At 40.3% G+C, this 17,614-nt stretch carries 17 protein-coding genes; 13 read left to right on the top strand and 4 right to left on the bottom strand.

Annotated features, from left to right (window positions below):
- Positions 1-92 precede the first annotated feature (92 nt).
- Positions 93-1,292, top strand: coding sequence for an MFS transporter (locus tag FR7_RS21205; protein ID WP_007950692.1), 1,200 nt, complete (start codon positions 93-95; stop codon positions 1,290-1,292).
- 106 nt (positions 1,293-1,398) lie between these two features.
- Here FR7_RS21205 and FR7_RS21200 read toward each other — a convergent pair whose 3' ends face one another.
- Positions 1,399-2,247 (bottom strand): pyridoxamine kinase, encoded by an 849-nt coding sequence (locus FR7_RS21200; protein WP_007950691.1) that lies wholly within the window; start codon positions 2,245-2,247, stop codon positions 1,399-1,401.
- Positions 2,248-2,571: 324 nt separating this feature from the next.
- Between FR7_RS21200 and pdxR the strand changes: the two genes are divergently transcribed.
- The 5 genes from pdxR (at position 2,572) to fabV (ending at position 7,334) form a co-directional block, all read left to right on the top strand.
- On the top strand, positions 2,572-3,987 hold the full coding sequence (gene pdxR / locus FR7_RS21195; protein WP_007950690.1) for a MocR-like pyridoxine biosynthesis transcription factor PdxR: 1,416 nt from the start codon (positions 2,572-2,574) through the stop codon (positions 3,985-3,987).
- A 67-nt stretch (positions 3,988-4,054) separates the two neighbouring features.
- Positions 4,055-5,020, top strand: a complete 966-nt coding sequence (locus tag FR7_RS21190; RefSeq protein WP_007950689.1) for a 2-hydroxyacid dehydrogenase — start codon at positions 4,055-4,057, stop codon at positions 5,018-5,020.
- A 209-nt stretch (positions 5,021-5,229) separates the two neighbouring features.
- Positions 5,230-5,751 (top strand): dihydrofolate reductase, encoded by a 522-nt coding sequence (locus tag FR7_RS21185; RefSeq protein ID WP_007950688.1) that lies wholly within the window; start codon positions 5,230-5,232, stop codon positions 5,749-5,751.
- Positions 5,742-5,978, top strand: coding sequence for a DUF2164 domain-containing protein (locus FR7_RS21180; RefSeq protein WP_007950687.1), 237 nt, complete (start codon positions 5,742-5,744; stop codon positions 5,976-5,978). Before FR7_RS21185 ends, FR7_RS21180 begins: the two co-directional genes overlap by 10 nt.
- 165 nt (positions 5,979-6,143) lie before the next feature.
- Positions 6,144-7,334 carry an enoyl-ACP reductase FabV gene (gene fabV / locus FR7_RS21175; RefSeq protein ID WP_007950686.1) on the top strand — a complete coding sequence of 397 codons (1,191 nt, stop codon included), beginning with the start codon at positions 6,144-6,146 and terminating at the stop codon, positions 7,332-7,334.
- Positions 7,335-7,415: 81 nt separating this feature from the next.
- Here fabV and FR7_RS21170 read toward each other — a convergent pair whose 3' ends face one another.
- Positions 7,416-8,096 (bottom strand): hypothetical protein, encoded by a 681-nt coding sequence (locus FR7_RS21170; protein WP_007932847.1) that lies wholly within the window; start codon positions 8,094-8,096, stop codon positions 7,416-7,418.
- Between the two features lie 228 nt (positions 8,097-8,324).
- A complete protein-coding gene (locus tag FR7_RS21165) occupies positions 8,325-8,813 on the bottom strand; it encodes a hypothetical protein (protein ID WP_007932845.1) in 489 nt (162 codons plus the stop codon).
- 176 nt (positions 8,814-8,989) lie between these two features.
- On the opposite strand from FR7_RS21165, the gene FR7_RS21160 reads away from it, so the two are divergent.
- On the top strand, positions 8,990-10,357 hold the full coding sequence (locus FR7_RS21160; RefSeq protein ID WP_007932843.1) for an NAD(P)-dependent oxidoreductase: 1,368 nt from the start codon (positions 8,990-8,992) through the stop codon (positions 10,355-10,357).
- Positions 10,358-10,434: 77 nt separating this feature from the next.
- On the opposite strand, the gene FR7_RS21155 is transcribed toward FR7_RS21160, so the two are convergent.
- Positions 10,435-10,629, bottom strand: a complete 195-nt coding sequence (locus FR7_RS21155; protein WP_007932841.1) for a hypothetical protein — start codon at positions 10,627-10,629, stop codon at positions 10,435-10,437.
- Positions 10,630-10,779: 150 nt separating this feature from the next.
- Here FR7_RS21155 and FR7_RS21150 point away from each other — a divergent pair, with 150 nt between their 5' ends.
- From FR7_RS21150 to FR7_RS21125, 6 genes are all read left to right on the top strand, one after another.
- Positions 10,780-11,070, top strand: coding sequence for a helix-turn-helix domain-containing protein (locus FR7_RS21150; protein WP_007932840.1), 291 nt, complete (start codon positions 10,780-10,782; stop codon positions 11,068-11,070).
- Positions 11,071-11,504: 434 nt separating this feature from the next.
- On the top strand, positions 11,505-13,610 hold the full coding sequence (locus FR7_RS21145) for a BglG family transcription antiterminator (RefSeq protein WP_007932839.1): 2,106 nt from the start codon (positions 11,505-11,507) through the stop codon (positions 13,608-13,610).
- A 131-nt stretch (positions 13,611-13,741) separates the two neighbouring features.
- A complete protein-coding gene (locus FR7_RS21140; protein ID WP_007950683.1) occupies positions 13,742-14,221 on the top strand; it encodes a PTS sugar transporter subunit IIA in 480 nt (159 codons plus the stop codon).
- Positions 14,222-14,224: 3 nt separating this feature from the next.
- Positions 14,225-15,862 carry a dihydroxy-acid dehydratase gene (gene ilvD / locus FR7_RS21135; protein ID WP_007932837.1) on the top strand — a complete coding sequence of 546 codons (1,638 nt, stop codon included), beginning with the start codon at positions 14,225-14,227 and terminating at the stop codon, positions 15,860-15,862.
- Between the two features lie 31 nt (positions 15,863-15,893).
- Positions 15,894-16,181 carry a PTS sugar transporter subunit IIB gene (locus FR7_RS21130; RefSeq protein WP_007932836.1) on the top strand — a complete coding sequence of 96 codons (288 nt, stop codon included), beginning with the start codon at positions 15,894-15,896 and terminating at the stop codon, positions 16,179-16,181.
- 23 nt (positions 16,182-16,204) lie between these two features.
- Complete coding sequence (locus FR7_RS21125; RefSeq protein ID WP_007932835.1) at positions 16,205-17,605, top strand: PTS galactitol transporter subunit IIC; 1,401 nt, start codon at positions 16,205-16,207, stop codon at positions 17,603-17,605.
- Positions 17,606-17,614 lie beyond the last annotated feature (9 nt).

Raw genomic sequence — 17,614 nt, 5'->3', positions numbered from 1 at the left:
TAGAATGGTTTGTTATCGGATAAAAAGGGGGGAGAAGGTAATCAATACACGAAAGTAAAAATTTTTTTAGGTAGTTTAGGGGGCTTTAAACATTGGGTTGGCGTAGAAATCTTTGGGTGTTATCCATTGCAGTAATGTTATCAGGTTCAAGTTATACTATGGTCACTCCATTTTTGCCATTATATCTTTTGGATATAGGCGTAAGTCAGAGTGATGTAAATGTGTGGTCAGGCATTATCTTTTCCATCTCTTTTTTGGTTTCGGCCATAATGGCACCTTATTGGGGGCGGCACGCGGATAAAAACGGTAAACGACGTATGATTATGCGAGCTGGATTTAGCCTGGCAGTTGTATATTTTTTGGGCGCATTTGTTAGAAATCCTGTGGATTTATTGTTAGTCAGAATTCTGCAGGGCTTTGCTAATGGGTTTGTGCCGGCATCTATGGCGATTATTGCTTCATCTGTGCCAAAAGAAAAAATGGGCTTTAGTTTAGGTGTTATGCAGACAACACTTCTAATGGGTGGAATTTTAGGTCCGTTAATGGGCGGCAGCTTATCACATTTCTTCGGTATGCGTTTATCTTTTGTGATTGCTGCAGGGATTATATTTGTGGGAACCGTTGGCGTAGGCATATTGGTAAAAGAGCCGGTCAACAATGAACGGCCTAGTGAAGGCAGTATGTTTGATGATTTGAAGATTGCATTCCATAATCGAAAGTTAGTGGAAATGCTGCTGCTGCTTTTTGGTGCACAAATGATTAGTATGACATTGCAGCCTTTGATTACGTTGTATGTTGCCGAGCTCCAGGGAAATATGGAGGGGGTTGCGTTAACGGCAGGGATTATATATAGTATGGCCGGTATCGCCGGTGCGATATCGGCACCGATGTGGGGCAAGCTGGGGCAGAAAAAAGGTTTTATTCAGATTTTAGTGATTGCCTTTATCGGTGCAGGGATCTTTAATATGGGACAATTTTTTATAGTCAATATTTATCAGTTTAGTGTACTTCAATTCTTTTTTGGTCTATTTATCGTTGGCGTATATCCTGCTATCAATACAATTGCTGTAAATTCGACAGATAAAGCTTTTCAGGGGCGGATCTTTGGTCTTACAACTACCGCAAACCATCTGGGTTCGATGGTAGGTCCCCTTGTTGGCGGCATGATCAGTTCTTGGCTGGGAATTGGACCTGTATTTCTTTTCACCGGAAGCGTATTGATCATGATTGGATTACTTGTCTTCTTTAAAATTCCAAGGGCCACTGGGGTGATTAGTAAGGAAATGAAATAAATTCTCTGAAACGCGAAGACGCGAAGATCGCACGAAGAGGGCACATTATGTCCTCCGTACTATCTTCGCGACTTCGCGTTTCAAATGGTTTTAAGCTCTTTCCTTCTTAAGCCAAATCTTTATTATAGAGACCGCTGCGTAATTTGTAGACAATGGGTTCAAAGGCAACGCCGCGATCAAAGGCATCTTCAATATCGTTGCTGACGATCATCGCATCGCGCACAAAGTGAGCTGCACTTTCTACACTTTCTTTTAATGTATAGCCATTTACTACGCCTGCTGTAAGTACACTGGTGAAAAGGTCACCTGTACCATGCATATGGTAAGGAAGCAGATCAACGGCTGCTTCAAAGTAGGAGTGATCTTCGCTCATTGCGCAGTTATATAAGAAATTTCCTCTAACCACACCAGTTAATACGATGTTTTTAGCACCCATTTCAATGATTTCAGCACAGAGCTTGCGAGAGGTGTCGCTATCTATTTCACCATCAATATAATCTCTGCCTGTAAGAATATAAGCTTCTGTAAGGTTTGGTGTAACGATATCCGCAATACTGGCAAGCTCTCGCATGGTACTGCACATTTCGGGTGTATAGGTTTTAATGATTATACCGTTATCGCCCATGACAGGATCAACTATTTTTAAGGAGCATTTAAAATCCAGCATGAAATTTTTGACGATTTGAATTTGCTCTGCTGATCCCAAGAATCCGCTATAAGCGCAATCGGTCTTAAAACCAATTTCTTTCCAATGATTAATAAACTCATTCATTTGCGGAGTAAAGTCAAAGAATTTAAATCCTGGAAAAAGAGTATTGGTAGATAACAGGGCCGTAGGCAGAGGGCAAACCTCGATGCCAGCTGCTGAAATAACTGGGATTGCTACCGTAAGTGAACACTTACCATAGCCGGACATATCGTGAATTGCCACGACTCTTGCAAGTTTTTGTTTCATATTCATATCCTCCAGTATTTGTTTAATTGTGCTAGGGTGTGTCTGAAAACTAGCGGAATGGTCGATGGCGAGTAATTTTTGTGCCAGACGAGGCAAAACTTCGCAGGAATAATGGTTCTTATTTCAAGAAGTTTTAACGAAGTATGGCGCAAAAAGCGCCGTCAGTGGACGTTCTGATAGTTTTCAGACACGCCCTAACATAGCAAGAACATAATTATCCTATAGGTTAAGGGTTCCCAAAAGCATAATTGTATTATAAAATGAATTTGAACCTTTTGAAATATACAGAAATCATATTTTTGTTAGGTACAGTTTGGAGGACTTATGGATTTAATCGTATTTGACAGCCAGAGCAAAGAACCACTGTATATACAACTTTATCTATACTATAAAACTGCCATTGAGCAGAATAGGCTGAGGGAAAATGAAAAGCTGCCATCCATTCGAGGTCTTTCCAAAAGTCTTTCTGTCAGCAAAATCACAGTTGAAAAGGCATACCAGCAGTTGATGAGTGAAGGATATATCAAAAATTATAACCGTTCCCGATATACAGTAAATAGACTGGAGGAAATCGTTTTTAATACCCCTGCTGTTAGTATGGCAAATCAATATCATTATAACCAAGAGATACAAGAAGAAAAAATTCTCTATGATTTTTCAAGTGGAGAAATGGATAAGGAGGGATTTGATTTTTCCTTATGGAAGCGATACATTAGTAAAGCTTTTTTTCAAAAAGAGCGTCTTGTTGGATATGGCAATATTAAAGGGGAAGAAGAGCTGCGTAAAGAAATTGCAAAGTATATTGAAAAATCAAGAGGCGTATACGTTCATACGGAACAAATTATAATCGGTGCTGGCGTGCAAAGCCTTTTGAGCATGCTTTGCAGTATGCTTAAACTGGAATATAGCAGCATTGCTTTTGAAGAACCCGGCTTTAAAAATGGAAGACGTATTTTTGCAGATCATGCCTTTACGATTGTACCAGTGAAAATGAAGACAGATGGCATTGATACGGCAGAGCTTGAAAACAGTGGCGAAAGGCTTGTTTATGTAAGTCCTTCTCATCAATTCCCCACCGGATATATTATGCCCATCGGTAAAAGGTATCAGCTGCTCAATTGGGCAGAACAAAAAAATGGTATTATTATCGAGGATGATTATGACAGTGAATTTCGTTATTTTGGTCGTCCGATACCAGCGCTTAAGGGCCTTGATAATAGAGAACGGGTAGTATATCTGGGATCGTTTTCAAAGGTAATTCCACCCTCCATCCGTGTTAGTTATATGGTGCTGCCAGAGAAATTTTTAGGGATATATCAAAAGAAGTCTTCCTTATATAATCAGACAGCATCTACCATTGAACAGCTTGCCCTTGCCCAGTTTATGACAGATGGTAACTTGGAAAGGCAGATACGCCGTTTGCGTAAGCTATATTATGAAAAAAGAAAACTATTTTTAGAACAAATCCAAAATATTCTTGGTGAGAATGCCAAGATAAATGGCACGGAATCGGGTCTTCATGTGATCTTGAGTTTGAAATCCGAATTATCAGCTCAGGAATTAGCTGCAAGGGCTCTCGCAAATGGTTGTCGCGTAGCCTCAATTCAGGATTATTATTGGCAGCTATCACCAGAGAAGATGCCTCAAGTATTGCTATATTTTTCTAAGATACCTTCAAATCAGATGAAAGAGGGAATTATAAGATTAAAAGAAGCATGGTTTAGTCATCTAAAAACTTAATAAGTTGACAGTTAGTGGAAGCGTAAATATACTTATAGATAGAGTATTTTAATATTAGGGGGTAGCCATGAAGAACACAGTAATTCTCAATGCGGCGAAATTAGATTTTGATAACAAGCTGGACTTTTCTTCATTGTCCAATCTCACCACTGTGACTAAGTATGATGCAAGCAGCAATGACGAAATCCTGGAACGGGTTCAGGGGCAGCATATTGTTATCACGAAAGAACTGCCTGTAGGAAGAGATTTAATTTCTCAATTCCCATCTTCAGTAGAGCTAATTTGTGAAGCTGGCACAGGTTTCAACAATATTGATATTGCGGCAGCCAAAGAGAAAAATATTGCAGTCTGCAATGTTCCAAGCTACAGTACAGAGGCTGTAGCCCAGTTGGTGATTACCTTCATCTTGAATCAAAGTTCCTCATTAATTCGGCAGCAAGTAATGCTTCAAGAAAAGAATTTTGATAATTTTACAAAGCATTTACAAGTTCCGCATTTTGAATTACAAGGTAAAACTCTTGGTGTAATTGGTGCAGGGGCCATAGGAAAAGAAGTGATCAAGATTGCTCTAACCCTAGGCATGAACATTTTGGTATACAGCCGTACTCCTAAACCTTGGGGGGAGGCGAAGGTGCAATTTGTTTCTCTTGCAGAACTTCTTACCCAAAGTGATTTTGTAAGTATTCATTGTCCTCTTACATCAGAAACAAAACATCTTATTAATAAAGATAAACTAAAGCAAATGAAGCCAACGGCTTTTATTATAAATTCTTCGAGAGGGCCTATTATAAATGAGGTCGATTTAATTGAAGCTTTGCAGCAAGGGATCATTGCAGGTGCGGCACTTGATGTACAGGACCCAGAGCCGCCGGAACTAAACAATCCTTTATTTTTTATGGATAATGTAATCTTAACGCCCCACATTGGCTGGAGGCGTTTGGAATCAAGACAAAGGCTGATTGGGCTTATGGCTGAGAATATTGAATCATTTCTTCAAGGCAAACCATTGAATGTTGTAAACGGTGTGCTGTAATTTCTCAAACCGTAATTCTATCCTGTAGATCATATTGTAAATGAGCAAAATAGTCCTTTAGGAAGCAGATCTTCTAAAGGACTATTTTTATTTCTATAAATAAAGTAAAGAATATTTTTTTTGTAGAAAGACTTTGCATTGAGGGATATACTAGTGATAATGCAATGATCTCTATTTAGAATCTCAATTTAATAATCGGGAGTGTTATGATGAAACTAATCGTCGCCGTAGATGAGCAGTGGGGTATTGGATGCAAAGGGCAGTTGCTGGTGACAATTCCCGCAGATATGCAGCATTTCAAAGAGAAAACCAAAGGAAAAGTGGTAGTAATGGGTAGGGAGACATTTGAATCACTGCCTGGACCCAAACCCCTTCAGGGACGAATTAATATTGTGCTGACCAACAATATAAAGCTGCATTGGGAAGGCGTTACCCTATGCCATTCTTTGCCACAACTGTTCACAGTCTTATCTTCCTATCGTAGTGAAGATATTTTTATCATTGGAGGAGAATCCGTATATCGGCAATGCCTGCCCTATTGCTCAGAAGCTTATATTACTAAAATCAGTAATATGCATCCTGCTGATACATGCTTTCCCAATTTAGACAGCCGACCAGAGTGGCAGTGCATAGAAGAGAGCTCCGTACAGAGTTATAAAGATAGTACCTATCGATTTACAACTTATATAAATCTGGAGCAGAGGGATTGGAGGGAGTTTGGGTGGCAGTGATTCATTTATCCAAAGAATTAAAAAAACAAGCTGTTGATGATTTAAAGAAATATTTTATGGAAAAGCGAGAGGAGGAAATTGGGCAATTAGGAGCAGAATTATTATTAGATTTTATGGTGGAAAAAGTGGGTGCAGTGATTTATAATCAGGCAATAAAAGACGCACATGCCTTTATGTTTGAAAAAGTGGAAGATCTATATGCACTTGAAAAGAACCATCGTTTGTAGAAGGATGACAGAAAGAGGAATAGCGTTGCGTATATAAAGAGATTGTGGTAGAATTTAGGGAAAAACGTAAATACTCACTGTCTTATAAGAAATCACCTGATGCATGAATTCAAGAAAGGCAAATGATTCATGAATGTAGGGAAGCAATGATGAGGAGTTTATAATATGATAATTAAACCAAAGTTTCGCGGCTTTATTTGTACTACTTCACATCCTGCCGGATGTGCTCATTCTGTACAAGAGCAGATAAATTATGTTAAACAGCAAAAGCCCATTCAAGGACCGAAGAAGGTTCTTGTAATTGGCGCATCAACGGGATATGGTCTGGCATCAAGAATTGTTGCTACCTTTGGGTCAGGCGCAAGTACGCTTGGCGTTTTTCTGGAAAAGCCAGCTTCCAATGGAAATACAGCTACTGCCGGGTGGTATAATACTGCAGCATTTGAAACAGCAGCAACAGAGGCAGGGTATTATGCGAAAAGCATTAACGGTGATGCTTTCTCTGATCAGGTGAAAGAGAAGACGATTGCATTGATTAAAGAAGAATTGGGGCAAGTCGATCTGGTCGTTTACAGTATTGCTGCACCAAGAAGGACGCATCCTGTTAGCGGCGAGATGTTTACGTCTGTCATTAAACCCATTGGAGATTCTTTTACAAGCAAAACGGTAGATATGAATTCCAATGAAATTGTCGATGTGACCTTAGAGCCAGCCAGCGAGCAAGAAATCCGCAGTACTGTAGCAGTCATGGGCGGTGAGGATTGGGAGCGATGGATGCACCATTTAAAAGAGGCTGGCGTTCTTGCTCCTGGAGCTACTACCATAAGCTATTCCTATATTGGTCCTAAGATCACCTATCCAATTTATAAAGAAGGTACTATCGGAAGAGCAAAAGATCATTTGTATGCTACCAGCAAAGAAATAAACAAGCAAATTCAAGATATAAATGGCAGAGCATTTGTTGCTGTAAATAAAGCACTGGTTACTCAGGCAAGTGCAGCAATTCCCGTTGTTCCTTTATATTTAATGTTATTAGCAAGAGTATTGGGTAAGAAGGGGCTGGATGAAAACTGCATTGAGCAAATGTACCGTCTGTTAGCAAGTCGATTGTATTGTGCAGAGAAGTTGCCTAATGGGGATCATTTGATTCGTATTGATGATTATGAAATGCAAGATGATGTGCAAGCTGAGGTTTCTGCCTTATGGGAAAAGGTTTGTAGCGGTGAGATTGATATTATTCCTGATCTTGAGAAATACCGTAAAGAATTTTTTAAATTATTTGGTTTTGGTTTTGATGATGTGCAGTATGAAGAAGATGTGAGGGAAGAGGTTCCTATTTTAAGTATTAAATCCTAGCAGTTTCCCTGTATATAAAATGTATTATAAGTCAGAAGGTCCTGCACGTCTTATGCAGGACCTTCTGACTATATGTATAGATTATAGTTTGAAAGCAAAAAGGCAGGATATGCCTTTCATTGTATAGTTCTCTTTGCCAGTAATATGAGCACCAGGTACTTTTAAATCCACGTCTTTTACTTTACGTTCAGCGTAAGAAACATTAAAAGTAGTAGACTTTGACATTTTGTAGCTAACACCAATTTCCTTTAAGGACACATCTTTACCTCCCAGTAAAGTGGCAAATAAAGTGTAGTTGTCATTAAGTTTATGAGTACCAGTAAAACCAAAGTGCAAAGCTGACTTAGAAGCACTCGAGACAAAGTCGCCATAAGAAATTTTAGTATACTCATAGCCAGTAATAAAGGTTAGATTAGGATTTACTTTATAAAGAAAATTCAAATCACTAGGCTCTGCTTTGGCATAAGATGTCATTGAGATAGGACCCACCGGGATAGTGGTTCTTTCAGATTTGAACATCCCATGTTTGAACTGTACTGCAAAACGATCATTTACACCTGCAGTCGCTGTGGCTTTAAATCCAAAATCACCAACGACGTCAGCTGAAACTTTCCCTCTGCCGCTAACTTTTGAATCAAGTGTACTGCCGATTTCCACGCTAATGGCACCTTTTTCAAATTCAGTTACGGGAGAGGCATAAACGATACTGGTGGTCATGAAAAGCCCTGTTGTGAGTGTGAATAGAGCGATTAACTTGCGCATATTTCCTCCTTGAAATGGGATTCGATTTTTGTCATTTATCAGATATAATAGTTTTATCGGGACAAAATGAGTATTTTCGACACAATGCCTATTTTATCATAAAAAAATGCAGTTAGAAATGAGAGACTATTTAGTCGCCAAAAGATTATAACAAAAAATCGCTACTCATCTTTTTAAGGGAATAAGTAACGACTTTTTATATGAATTTTACGATAGTAGGAGAGAATTTCAAAATTTCAAGGTTGCGCCAATCCCTACGCCACTTTTGTTTTCACCTTCGTCAGGCATGTAAGTGTGATAGGTAAAGTTGATGTCTGCATTGTAAGTGATTTTGAAGTTGGCACCAACTTGCAGTTCTTTAAACTCCTTCCCCGCAATTAGTGAGGTGTATCCTTCCCACTCGGGTGCAATGGGACCGTTTATAGCCATTCCCACATATACTTTGGCGTTGGAATCCACATCATTGCTGCCGATAATTCCTCTGAAGTTGTTAGCAAGTTGCAGCTGTCCATAGATAGTATCCATGTTGCTGCGATGATCCCAATTTACATTTTGTAAGCCTAATGTAAAATTGTCAGCCAGCTTGTGCTCAAGATAAAATGTGTTGTTACCTATGCCAGCAGCAGTTTGACCCTTATCCAGATCATTGACTGGAGCAGACAAGCCAGTACCGGTTACAGTAAGAAGTGAAGCTAAAATAATTAGGATTTTTTTCAAAAATAAGACCTCCAAGAATGCTATGTATTCCATCTGAATTCGAGCTCCACTGATCTGGCGGACCTTTAATTGGATAAGGAACCAATGTGAATATAACAAACTAAAAATGGTAGGTCAATGAGTAAAATCTTCCAATTCCAGGCTGTAAAAATAGTTTAAGAAAGAAGGTAGAGTAGATGTTAATTGATAAGCATACAAATTTTTCTAAAGAGAAATTATCCTTTAATGAAATTGATGAAGGTTTTACTACAAAAGAGGCGATAGCAGAGGCAAAACGCTGTTTGAACTGTCCAAAACCCTTATGTCGTGGTGGCTGCCCTATTGAAAATGAAATTCCTAATTTTATTCAGGCTTTGGCAAAAGGGAATGTTGGGGAAGCGAGTGCTATTATCGCTCAGCGCAGTAATCTTCCTGCGGTTTGCGGGCGGGTTTGCCCACATGAAAAACAATGTGAGGGCGCCTGTATTCTTAATAAAAAGAATCGCGGGATTCAGATTGGCAAACTGGAACGCTTTATTGCTGACTTTGATGCTGAAATGGGTATTGAGAGACCTAAGCCTGTCCCCGGTATACAGGGGAAAGTTGCAGTGATTGGCTCGGGACCGGCAGGATTGACCGTGGCCGGTGATTTGGCAAAATTAGGGTTTCAAGTCGTTATCTTTGAGTCCCAAACCGAGGCGGGCGGTGTCTTACTGTATGGTATTCCAGAATTTCGCTTAAGCAAGGAAGTGGTTCGCCGGGAAATAAAAAGAATTGAAGATTTGGGCGTGGAAGTTAAAACCGGCGTTGTAGTAGGACAGGATATGACAGTGGATCATTTGTTTGCAGATGGTTTTGACGCCATTTTCATTGGTACAGGGACTGCTCTGCCCAGGATTCTTGATATTCCCGGCAAAGATCTGATTGGGGTGATACAGGCAACCTACCTTTTGAGAATGGTTACCTTAATTCGTACGGAAAAAATCGATCGCAAAGAAACCCCGATTAATACCCGGGACAAAGTGATAGTAGTTGGTGCCGGTAATGTTGCCATGGATGCTGCTCGTACAGCTATTCGTTTAGGAGCTTCCAAGGTTACTGTCATCTATCGCCGTACAGAGGAAGAAGTGACTGCTCTACCGTCAGAGATGGAAGCAGCAAAAGCGGAAGGAGTAGAGTTTCAGTGGCTGTCCAATCCGACTGCCATCTTAGGAACAGAACAGGTTACGGGGTTAGAGTATGAATTGCAGGAGATCGATGAAAATGGCAAGTTACGGGGCACAGGAGTGAAAGAAATAATAGAGGCCGATAAGATCATTCCAGCCATTGGTCAGCGTCCTGCAGCTAGAATCGTATCTACTACGGAAGGTATCGAAGTAAGCGACAATGGATATGTGATCACACGGGAACGTCCTTACGGTATGACTACGCGCAAAGGTGTCTTTGCCGGGGGAGATGTAGTACATCAGCCAGCAACCGTTGTTCTAGCTATGAAGGAAGCAAAGAAACTGGCAGCAGGGATCGCTCAATATGTGGATGCCAAAAAATTATTAGAAAATTGCTAAAGGGAGCAGGGGTTTATAAGCTGTAATTCATGTTTGTAAAAAGAAAAAGCTGAGCATAATGCTCAGCTTAAATTATTTTAGCTGCCTCTGTTATAAAACTCTTTCTTAATAAATTTAACACATTTCTTTAATGTTATTTCAAGTTGCTCGTAAATCTCAGATGTGTCTTTATTTTCTTTCATTAAACAGTCAATCTCTTGACTTAGTTCTGAGATAGCGTTACATAACTGATCATATTCTATTTTCTTTTGAGCTGATAATTTAATTTTCATATAACCCATTCCTTAAGGCAAAGTCGCAAAGATATCCATATTATAACATTAATTTCTAAATGATAGCAATATATTGCGAAATTAAAGAAGTGCGTTAACTTCACTATCTCTCCTATAATGAATATAGACCAATTATAGAGGAGTGCAGCATTGAGAAAAAAAGATAAAGATAAGTATTTCGATACATATAAGGAAATTGGAAGAAGGATTTCCTTCTTTAGAAATCTACGTGGTTTAAGTCAGGAAGAGCTTGCGGCGAAGGTAGATATTAGCACAAGTCATTTGAGTAAGATCGAAGCCCCGAATACCAATACAAGTTTTTCATTAGACATATTATTGGTAATTGCAGATGGTCTAAACGTTCATGTTGCCGCATTTTTTAATCCGCCTGAAATGTTTAATCCATTTGTAAGGAGCGCAGAGAATTATAAGCAAAAATAAATGAGCACCAATCTTTGGATCAGTGCGCAGACTGTAGACAAAAGAAAATCACTCCTGCTGATATGGTATAATAAACCCTATTGGTAAGAGTGATTCTAATATATACGTGAAAAAAGTCGAGCCTCTCAAAAGCAAATCAAGTTTCTTATTTGCATTCGTTGAAGATGGTTTAAAATCAATAAAATGACACACGAAAATTTGAGGAAAGGATTCCTCTATTTTCGTGTGTCATTTTTCTTACAGCATGATAGATACTATCTGCAATTTTAAAAGAGAATAGCTTACTTTTTCAAGGGAAAAGCTGTCACATTTTCTTGCATCTTCTTTGCAGGGGAAGCTCTATTAGTTCATTTTTGCCATAATTTTTGTGAAAGATGTTAAACTTCTGATTATTCAAATAATCATGTAGAATAAAAATGGAAGTGGGGGTGAACATGATGTTGCTAAATGAACGCCGTTGTAGTGTACTTCTAGATATTTTGGAAAATGAAGGCTGGGCTCGGATTCGAGATTTAGCTCAGCGATTTCATGTTAGTGACCGCACCATTCGTTATGATCTGGATGTAGTGGATGATTTTTTGCAATTTAATAATCTATCATCACTGATTCGCAAACAAAACGGTGGTGTGAAGTTTGTCGAATCCACAGAAGAGAAAACAAAACTATTAAGATTGTTTCAACATTTAGGGTTATATCAGTATGTATTGTCATCGAATGAACGACTGCAGAAAATTTTAGCCGAGTTATTGTATGTTAAAGATTATATTAGAATCAATGACCTTGCAGCTATTTTATATGTCAGTCGGGGAACCGTCATCAAGGATTTACAGAAAGTGCGCGAGTGGCTGGAAAGAAGGCAGCTAGAATTACGCTCCATACCTAAATATGGAATCAAAGTTGTAGGACCGGAACGAGAATACCGTCAAGCTGTTGTAGAACTGCTGCGCAAAAATCTGTCGTTGTCCTATATGTTGGAATGGATCACGATACCGGAACCTAACTTGAGTGATAGCCAGCTATTTAAATGCTGGCTGGAGAACATTGATGTAGCCTTTCTGCAAACCTATATTCGTCGGTTGGAAGATGAGCTTAAGGTTGTCTTTTCAGATGTCGCATTTAGTGGGCTGGTAATTTACTTAATCGTCTCCATTCATCGAATTAGAGCGGGGCGCGATATTGTTGGCCGGCAGTCAGAATTGGAAGTACTGCAGAGCTCACGTACCTTTGCCGTTGCCCTTACCACCATTCCACTTTTGGAAGAACGATTTGACTTATCCATTCCCCTTGATGAAGTCAGCCTTTTTACGGAGTATATTTTAGGAAGTAATGTTGCATCTTCAGCGGTCGAAGAACAAGAGAGCAGAACGGAAATACAAATGCTGGTATGTAATCTCATTGCACGGGTAAGTCAGGATGTACCCTACGATTTGACAGAAGATCATCAATTATTAGAAGGACTTTTGGAAGAAGTTCGCCCTACATTGTTTCGAGTAAAATATGGATTAAGTTTAGAGAATCCTTATTTGGATGAAGTCAAGTCCAATTATCCGCTGTTATTTGAATCAGTAAGAAAACATACGAATTCTTTGGCTGCTTATATTGGCGGACAACTGTTAGATGAAGAAATCAGTTATTTGACGGTTCATTTTAGTGCTGCACTTGAAAGAATGAAAAACCGGGATAAAATCCAGCCTTCAGTACTTGTCATCTGTGCGGCAGGTACGGGAACAGCTAATTTGTTAGCATCCCGTTTACAGTATTTATTTGACATAAAAATTGTCGCAATAGCACCTTGCCGTCAGGTTCAAATGCTGTTAGAGATTCATCATGTAGACATTATTGTATCTACAGTGCCAATTCCCACCGTTTCGATCCCCATACTGATTGTTAACCCTCTCTTACCGCCTCATGATATTGCATTATTAGAAAATCACATGGACAAAGCAAAAGGAACATCTTCTGTTGACGATCTTGTGAAGGTAATTGAAAAATATTGCAGCATTCAAGATTACCCCCAATTGCGCCGCGAATTAGACAGCGTGCTGAATGCTACATTAGAAGAAACACAGATGGATTCTGATCCGCCATCGCTGTCTCAGCTATTGCCTGCCTCGAATATTAGATTAAATGTGTCTGTCCAAAATTGGCGGGATGCTATTTATGAAGCAGGGAATGTATTGTATCAAGAGGGATATAGTGAACCAATATACGGACAAGCAATGGTTGATGTAGTCGATAAGATGGGACCTTATATCGTATATTGGAAGGGCATTGCCCTCCCTCACGCAGATATTGATTGTGGAGTAAAAAAATCAGGATTTAGTTTTATTAGGCTTAAGGAGCCTGTTGCTTTTGGAAAACCGGAAAATGATCCAGTGGATATGATTTTTGCTCTGGCAGCAGTGGACCATTCCTCTCATGTCATTGCATTGTTGGAATTAACCAATATTCTCAGTGATGCAGACAAGGTAGCCTGTCTTCGCAGTGAAAATGAAACCGAAAAAATAACCCAAATGTTTTTGTCCTGGTCTAGTACCTAATCTGTTGTTAAAAAGACTGCTAAAGCAGCAGCGTTTTTAATGCTGATGAGGTACTAGGGACTAAGGTAATTTGATATAAATTCTCCCGGCATATTTATGCTGAGGTTAGGATAGAGTAGGAGGCTAGAAAAATGAGTAGCAATCAAGTTTTATCAGCAGATTTAATTATATCGCAATTAGAGGCTGCAAACGTTAAGGAGATCATTGAGTCTCTCGGAAATAAGCTGCATGCTTTTGGTTATGTGAAGGATTCTTATGTACCAGCAGTGATAAAGAGAGAAGGAATATTTCCCACGGGTCTTCCTCTTGGCAATATTAATGTAGCCATTCCTCATACCGATGTAGAGCATGTGAATAAGCCAGCTATCGCAGTCGCTACGCTGGCTCATCCAGTAGCTTTTGGCAATATGGGTGATTCAGGAAATACATTAAAAGTTAGTATTGTGTTTTTATTGGCAATGAAAGAACCTCATGCACAAGTGGATTTATTACAGAATTTAGTTGAAACCTTTCAGAATCCTAAAGTTTTAGAAATTTTGCTGGGGGCAACTAACCCAAAAGAAATTGAGGAAATTTTAAAGCAGTATTTAAAGCTAAAGGAGGTGCATTAAATCATGGAACGCGCCATTGATCGTCTGGAGCCTTATCAACGGGCCATCGCCAAAGTACACCTTGCATCTGCAGGAATATCACTGGATGCACTGGATGGTAAACCCTTAATTGCTGTTGCAAATAGTTGGAACGAAGTATGTCCCGGACACGAGCCATTATTGAAGCTGGCTGAAGCTGTTAAGGCCGGCATACGGGCAGCAGGCGGGGAGCCAATTGAATTTAACACCATTGGTATGTGTGATGGTATTAGCCAAGGGCATCTTGGTATGCGCTATACATTACCTCATCGTGATATTATCGCTGATTCTGTAGAAGTAATGGTTCTTGGTCATGGAATATTTGATGGAATCGTATTACTGGGCTCCTGTGACAAGATTATTCCAGGTATGATGCAGGCGGCCCTGCGGATCAATCTTCCAGCTGTGATCGTCACCGCTGGTGCTTCTGTACCGGAATGTAAGCCATCAGATTCGAAACACCTGCGTACGAAATTCCTTGCAGGTGAGATTACAGAACGTCAACTAATTGAGGGGTCACTCCAATATTATTCTGGTCCTGGAGTATGTCCGTTTTTTGGCACTGCCAATACGATGGCTGTTCTCTGTGAAGCTATGGGATTGATGCTGCCAGGCAGCAGTGTCCTTCCAGCGCCAACCAGTGCCCGGCGGTTTTCCGCTGAACAATCCGGCAGGGCGGTAATGGATATGATTAAGCAAGGCATCAGACCAAGGGATATTGCCACAACAGATGCATTTTATAATGGGCTGGTGGTATTAAATGCCTTAGGCGGTTCATTGAATGCCTTTCTGCATCTTCCAGCCATTGCTGCTGAGGCAGGTATCTCCTTATCCTGGGACAGCTTTGAAGAAGTGAGTGATAAGACCCCGCTATTGGCGGCACTTGTGCCAAACGGTAACCAGACGGTGTACGATTTATACCGTGCTGGCGGCTTACCTTCGGTGCTTAAGGAACTCCAGTCGCTGCTTAAAATGGAAGCCAGAACCGTAGGCGGAATAACCATTGGTGAGGTTGCCCGCAGCGCTTCTGAAGGGGATCGGGATGTGATTAAGGCTTTTGGCAAGCCTCTTGCTCCAACGGGTGGTGTTCAAGTATTGTATGGCTCTATGGCACCGTGCGGGGCATTGGTCAAGGCTTCTGCGGTACCGGAAGAGCAGCACGTATTTACTGGGCCAGCCATTGTATTTGAAAGTGAGGAGGCATGTCATACTGCCTTGCATAAGAATAAAATTAAGTCTGGTCAAGTTGTGGTTGTCCGTTATGAAGGACCTAAAGGAGGTCCTGGCATGCGGGAGCTGCATCGGGTTACGGAGGTACTAAAAGGGGTTCCCAATACGGCGTTAATAACAGATGGTCGTTTTTCCGGGGCCAGTGCAGGATTAAGTATTGGGTATTTATGCCCCGAAGCAGCAGAAGGCGGGCCGATTGCCTTGGTTGAAGACGGTGATACCATAACGATTAGCCTTAAAGATGGCACGGTTCATCTTAAGGTTGATCCAGCAGAAATGGAGCGCAGGCGTCTTAATTGGCAGCCGCTGGTGAAGGAAACTGGCTCAAATTTGCTGCTTAGGTATAGCAAGCAGGTTGGTCCAACTGTCAAAGGAGCAATCTGGGGACTATAAATAGTATAAAAATAGTAAGGGGGATTTTGTAATGGCAAAACGAGTATTAGTATTATGTGGCAATGGGGTGGCAACTTCTACGGTGGCTTGTAAAAAGATTCAGGATTATATGGCAAATGCCAACGTTCGCTGTGAAGTAATTCAGGCAAAAATCGGAGAACTGGCTTCGTATGCGGATAAAGTGGATGTAATAGTCTTAATGGCCATGGGGGCAACACTTCCTGATACCGTAAAGACACCTTTGATTAAAGGGCTTCCTTTTCTTACTGGCATGGGACTAAAAGAAACCTTAGAAGAAATTAAAAAGCATTTACAATAACAAAATAGCAGGGAGGGATAAATATGGAAACGATTGCAAGTTATTTTAAGATAATATTTGATATTGGACCTAATGTAGTACTCCCGTTTTTTATATTTTTATTTGCCTTGGCGTTAGGGACTAAGGCCAGCAAAGCCATTCGGGCAGCTATTTTCATCGCAATTGCGCTGATTGGTATTAAAATGGTTGTTGCCTTTATGGGTGATAATTTAGGTCCGGCGATGAAGGCGCTTTCCAAAAACTCAGGGCTCAAGCTGGATATCATGGATGTGGGCTGGGGTGCTGTTGCAGCAGCTATCTGGGCTACGCCTATGGGGGCCATTGGCATTCCAGTACTGTTGATCTTTAATCTGGTATTACTTTATTTTCGTGTAACGAAAACGTTAATGGTTGATATTTGGAACTACCATCATTTAATAACTGCTGGTGTCTTAACCTATTATGCAACGGATAATGTATATCTTGGATTTGTGGGAATGATGCTGGCTGCTTTCATAACCTGGCTGACAGCTGACTGGGCTGCTCCTTTCTTGCAAAAATTTTATGGCCTGCCAGGAATCTCGATGCCAACCTTGTCTTCTATATCTGAGCTGGTCATCGCAGCGCCGATCAATGAGTTATTGGATCGTATTCCTGGTGTGAAAAATATTCGCGGTAATTTTGATTCGGTGAGGAAATACCTTGGTTTGTTTGGTGAACCTGCAGTACTGGCTGTAATCATTGGACTGATTATCGGAATCATGGCTAAATATTCAATAAAAGATTCCTTAAATTTGGCGATGAACTTAGCTGCTGTTATGATTATTCTACCGAAAGTAGTTGCTATTCTAATGGAAGGTTTAATGCCAATACAAGAAGCTAGTAGTGAATTTTTGCAAAAACATCTTGGAGGCCGGGAGATATTTCTTGGTTTGGATTCAGCGATTTCAATTGGGCATCCTTCCGTTTTAACCGCAGCATTAATTTTAACTCCATTTGTATTAGTATTGGCAGCTATTTTACCAGGAAATCAGATGCTCCCTTTTGCAGATATTACAGTCATACCTTTTCGGATTGCTTTTGTTGTGGCACTGGTTAACGGCAATGTATTCCGTACCTTGGTTATCGGTGCAGTTGTATTGGTACAAGTACTATTGTGCGGTACTGTAACTTCCCCTGTTTTGACCAAAATATTTTTAGCCGTAGGTGGCACAATGCCAGAAGGGGCTGTAGGCGTTGCCTCTTTCTCTGGCGGTTCCTTATTTGTTACCTATGCAATTATGCAGACTTTATCCTTTATTTTGAGCGGTGTGATTATTTCCGCAGTAGTTTTTGGCCTCTTTTTATTAGTGGCAAAATCCCAGCAGCGCAAAGCAATTAAGTTAATGGAAGAGGAAGAAGAAAACACGTATGCTGCGATACAAAACAAGTCTGCACCGCTATAAAGAAGACTT

It is taken from the genome of Pelosinus fermentans DSM 17108 (genome assembly GCF_000271485.2).
In the GTDB taxonomy this organism is placed as follows: Bacteria; Bacillota; Negativicutes; order DSM-13327; family DSM-13327; genus Pelosinus; species Pelosinus fermentans.
This window is presented reverse-complemented; position numbering and strand designations above follow the sequence as displayed.

Bases quoted from the DNA above. Each gene is read 5' to 3' on its own strand.
- FR7_RS21140 (WP_007950683.1), top strand. From the start codon at position 13,742: ATGAGTAGCAATCAAGTTTTATCAGCAGATTTAATTATATCGCAATTA.
- FR7_RS21200 (WP_007950691.1), bottom strand. From the start codon at position 2,247: ATGAAACAAAAACTTGCAAGAGTCGTGGCAATTCACGATATGTCCGGC.
- FR7_RS21155 (WP_007932841.1), bottom strand. From the start codon at position 10,629: ATGAAAATTAAATTATCAGCTCAAAAGAAAATAGAATATGATCAGTTA.
- FR7_RS21145 (WP_007932839.1), top strand. From the start codon at position 11,505: ATGATGTTGCTAAATGAACGCCGTTGTAGTGTACTTCTAGATATTTTG.
- FR7_RS21160 (WP_007932843.1), top strand. From the start codon at position 8,990: ATGTTAATTGATAAGCATACAAATTTTTCTAAAGAGAAATTATCCTTT.
- fabV (WP_007950686.1), top strand. From the start codon at position 6,144: ATGATAATTAAACCAAAGTTTCGCGGCTTTATTTGTACTACTTCACAT.
- pdxR (WP_007950690.1), top strand. From the start codon at position 2,572: ATGGATTTAATCGTATTTGACAGCCAGAGCAAAGAACCACTGTATATA.
- FR7_RS21130 (WP_007932836.1), top strand. From the start codon at position 15,894: ATGGCAAAACGAGTATTAGTATTATGTGGCAATGGGGTGGCAACTTCT.
- FR7_RS21125 (WP_007932835.1), top strand. From the start codon at position 16,205: ATGGAAACGATTGCAAGTTATTTTAAGATAATATTTGATATTGGACCT.
- FR7_RS21170 (WP_007932847.1), bottom strand. From the start codon at position 8,096: ATGCGCAAGTTAATCGCTCTATTCACACTCACAACAGGGCTTTTCATG.
- ilvD (WP_007932837.1), top strand. From the start codon at position 14,225: ATGGAACGCGCCATTGATCGTCTGGAGCCTTATCAACGGGCCATCGCC.
- FR7_RS21185 (WP_007950688.1), top strand. From the start codon at position 5,230: ATGAAACTAATCGTCGCCGTAGATGAGCAGTGGGGTATTGGATGCAAA.
- FR7_RS21190 (WP_007950689.1), top strand. From the start codon at position 4,055: ATGAAGAACACAGTAATTCTCAATGCGGCGAAATTAGATTTTGATAAC.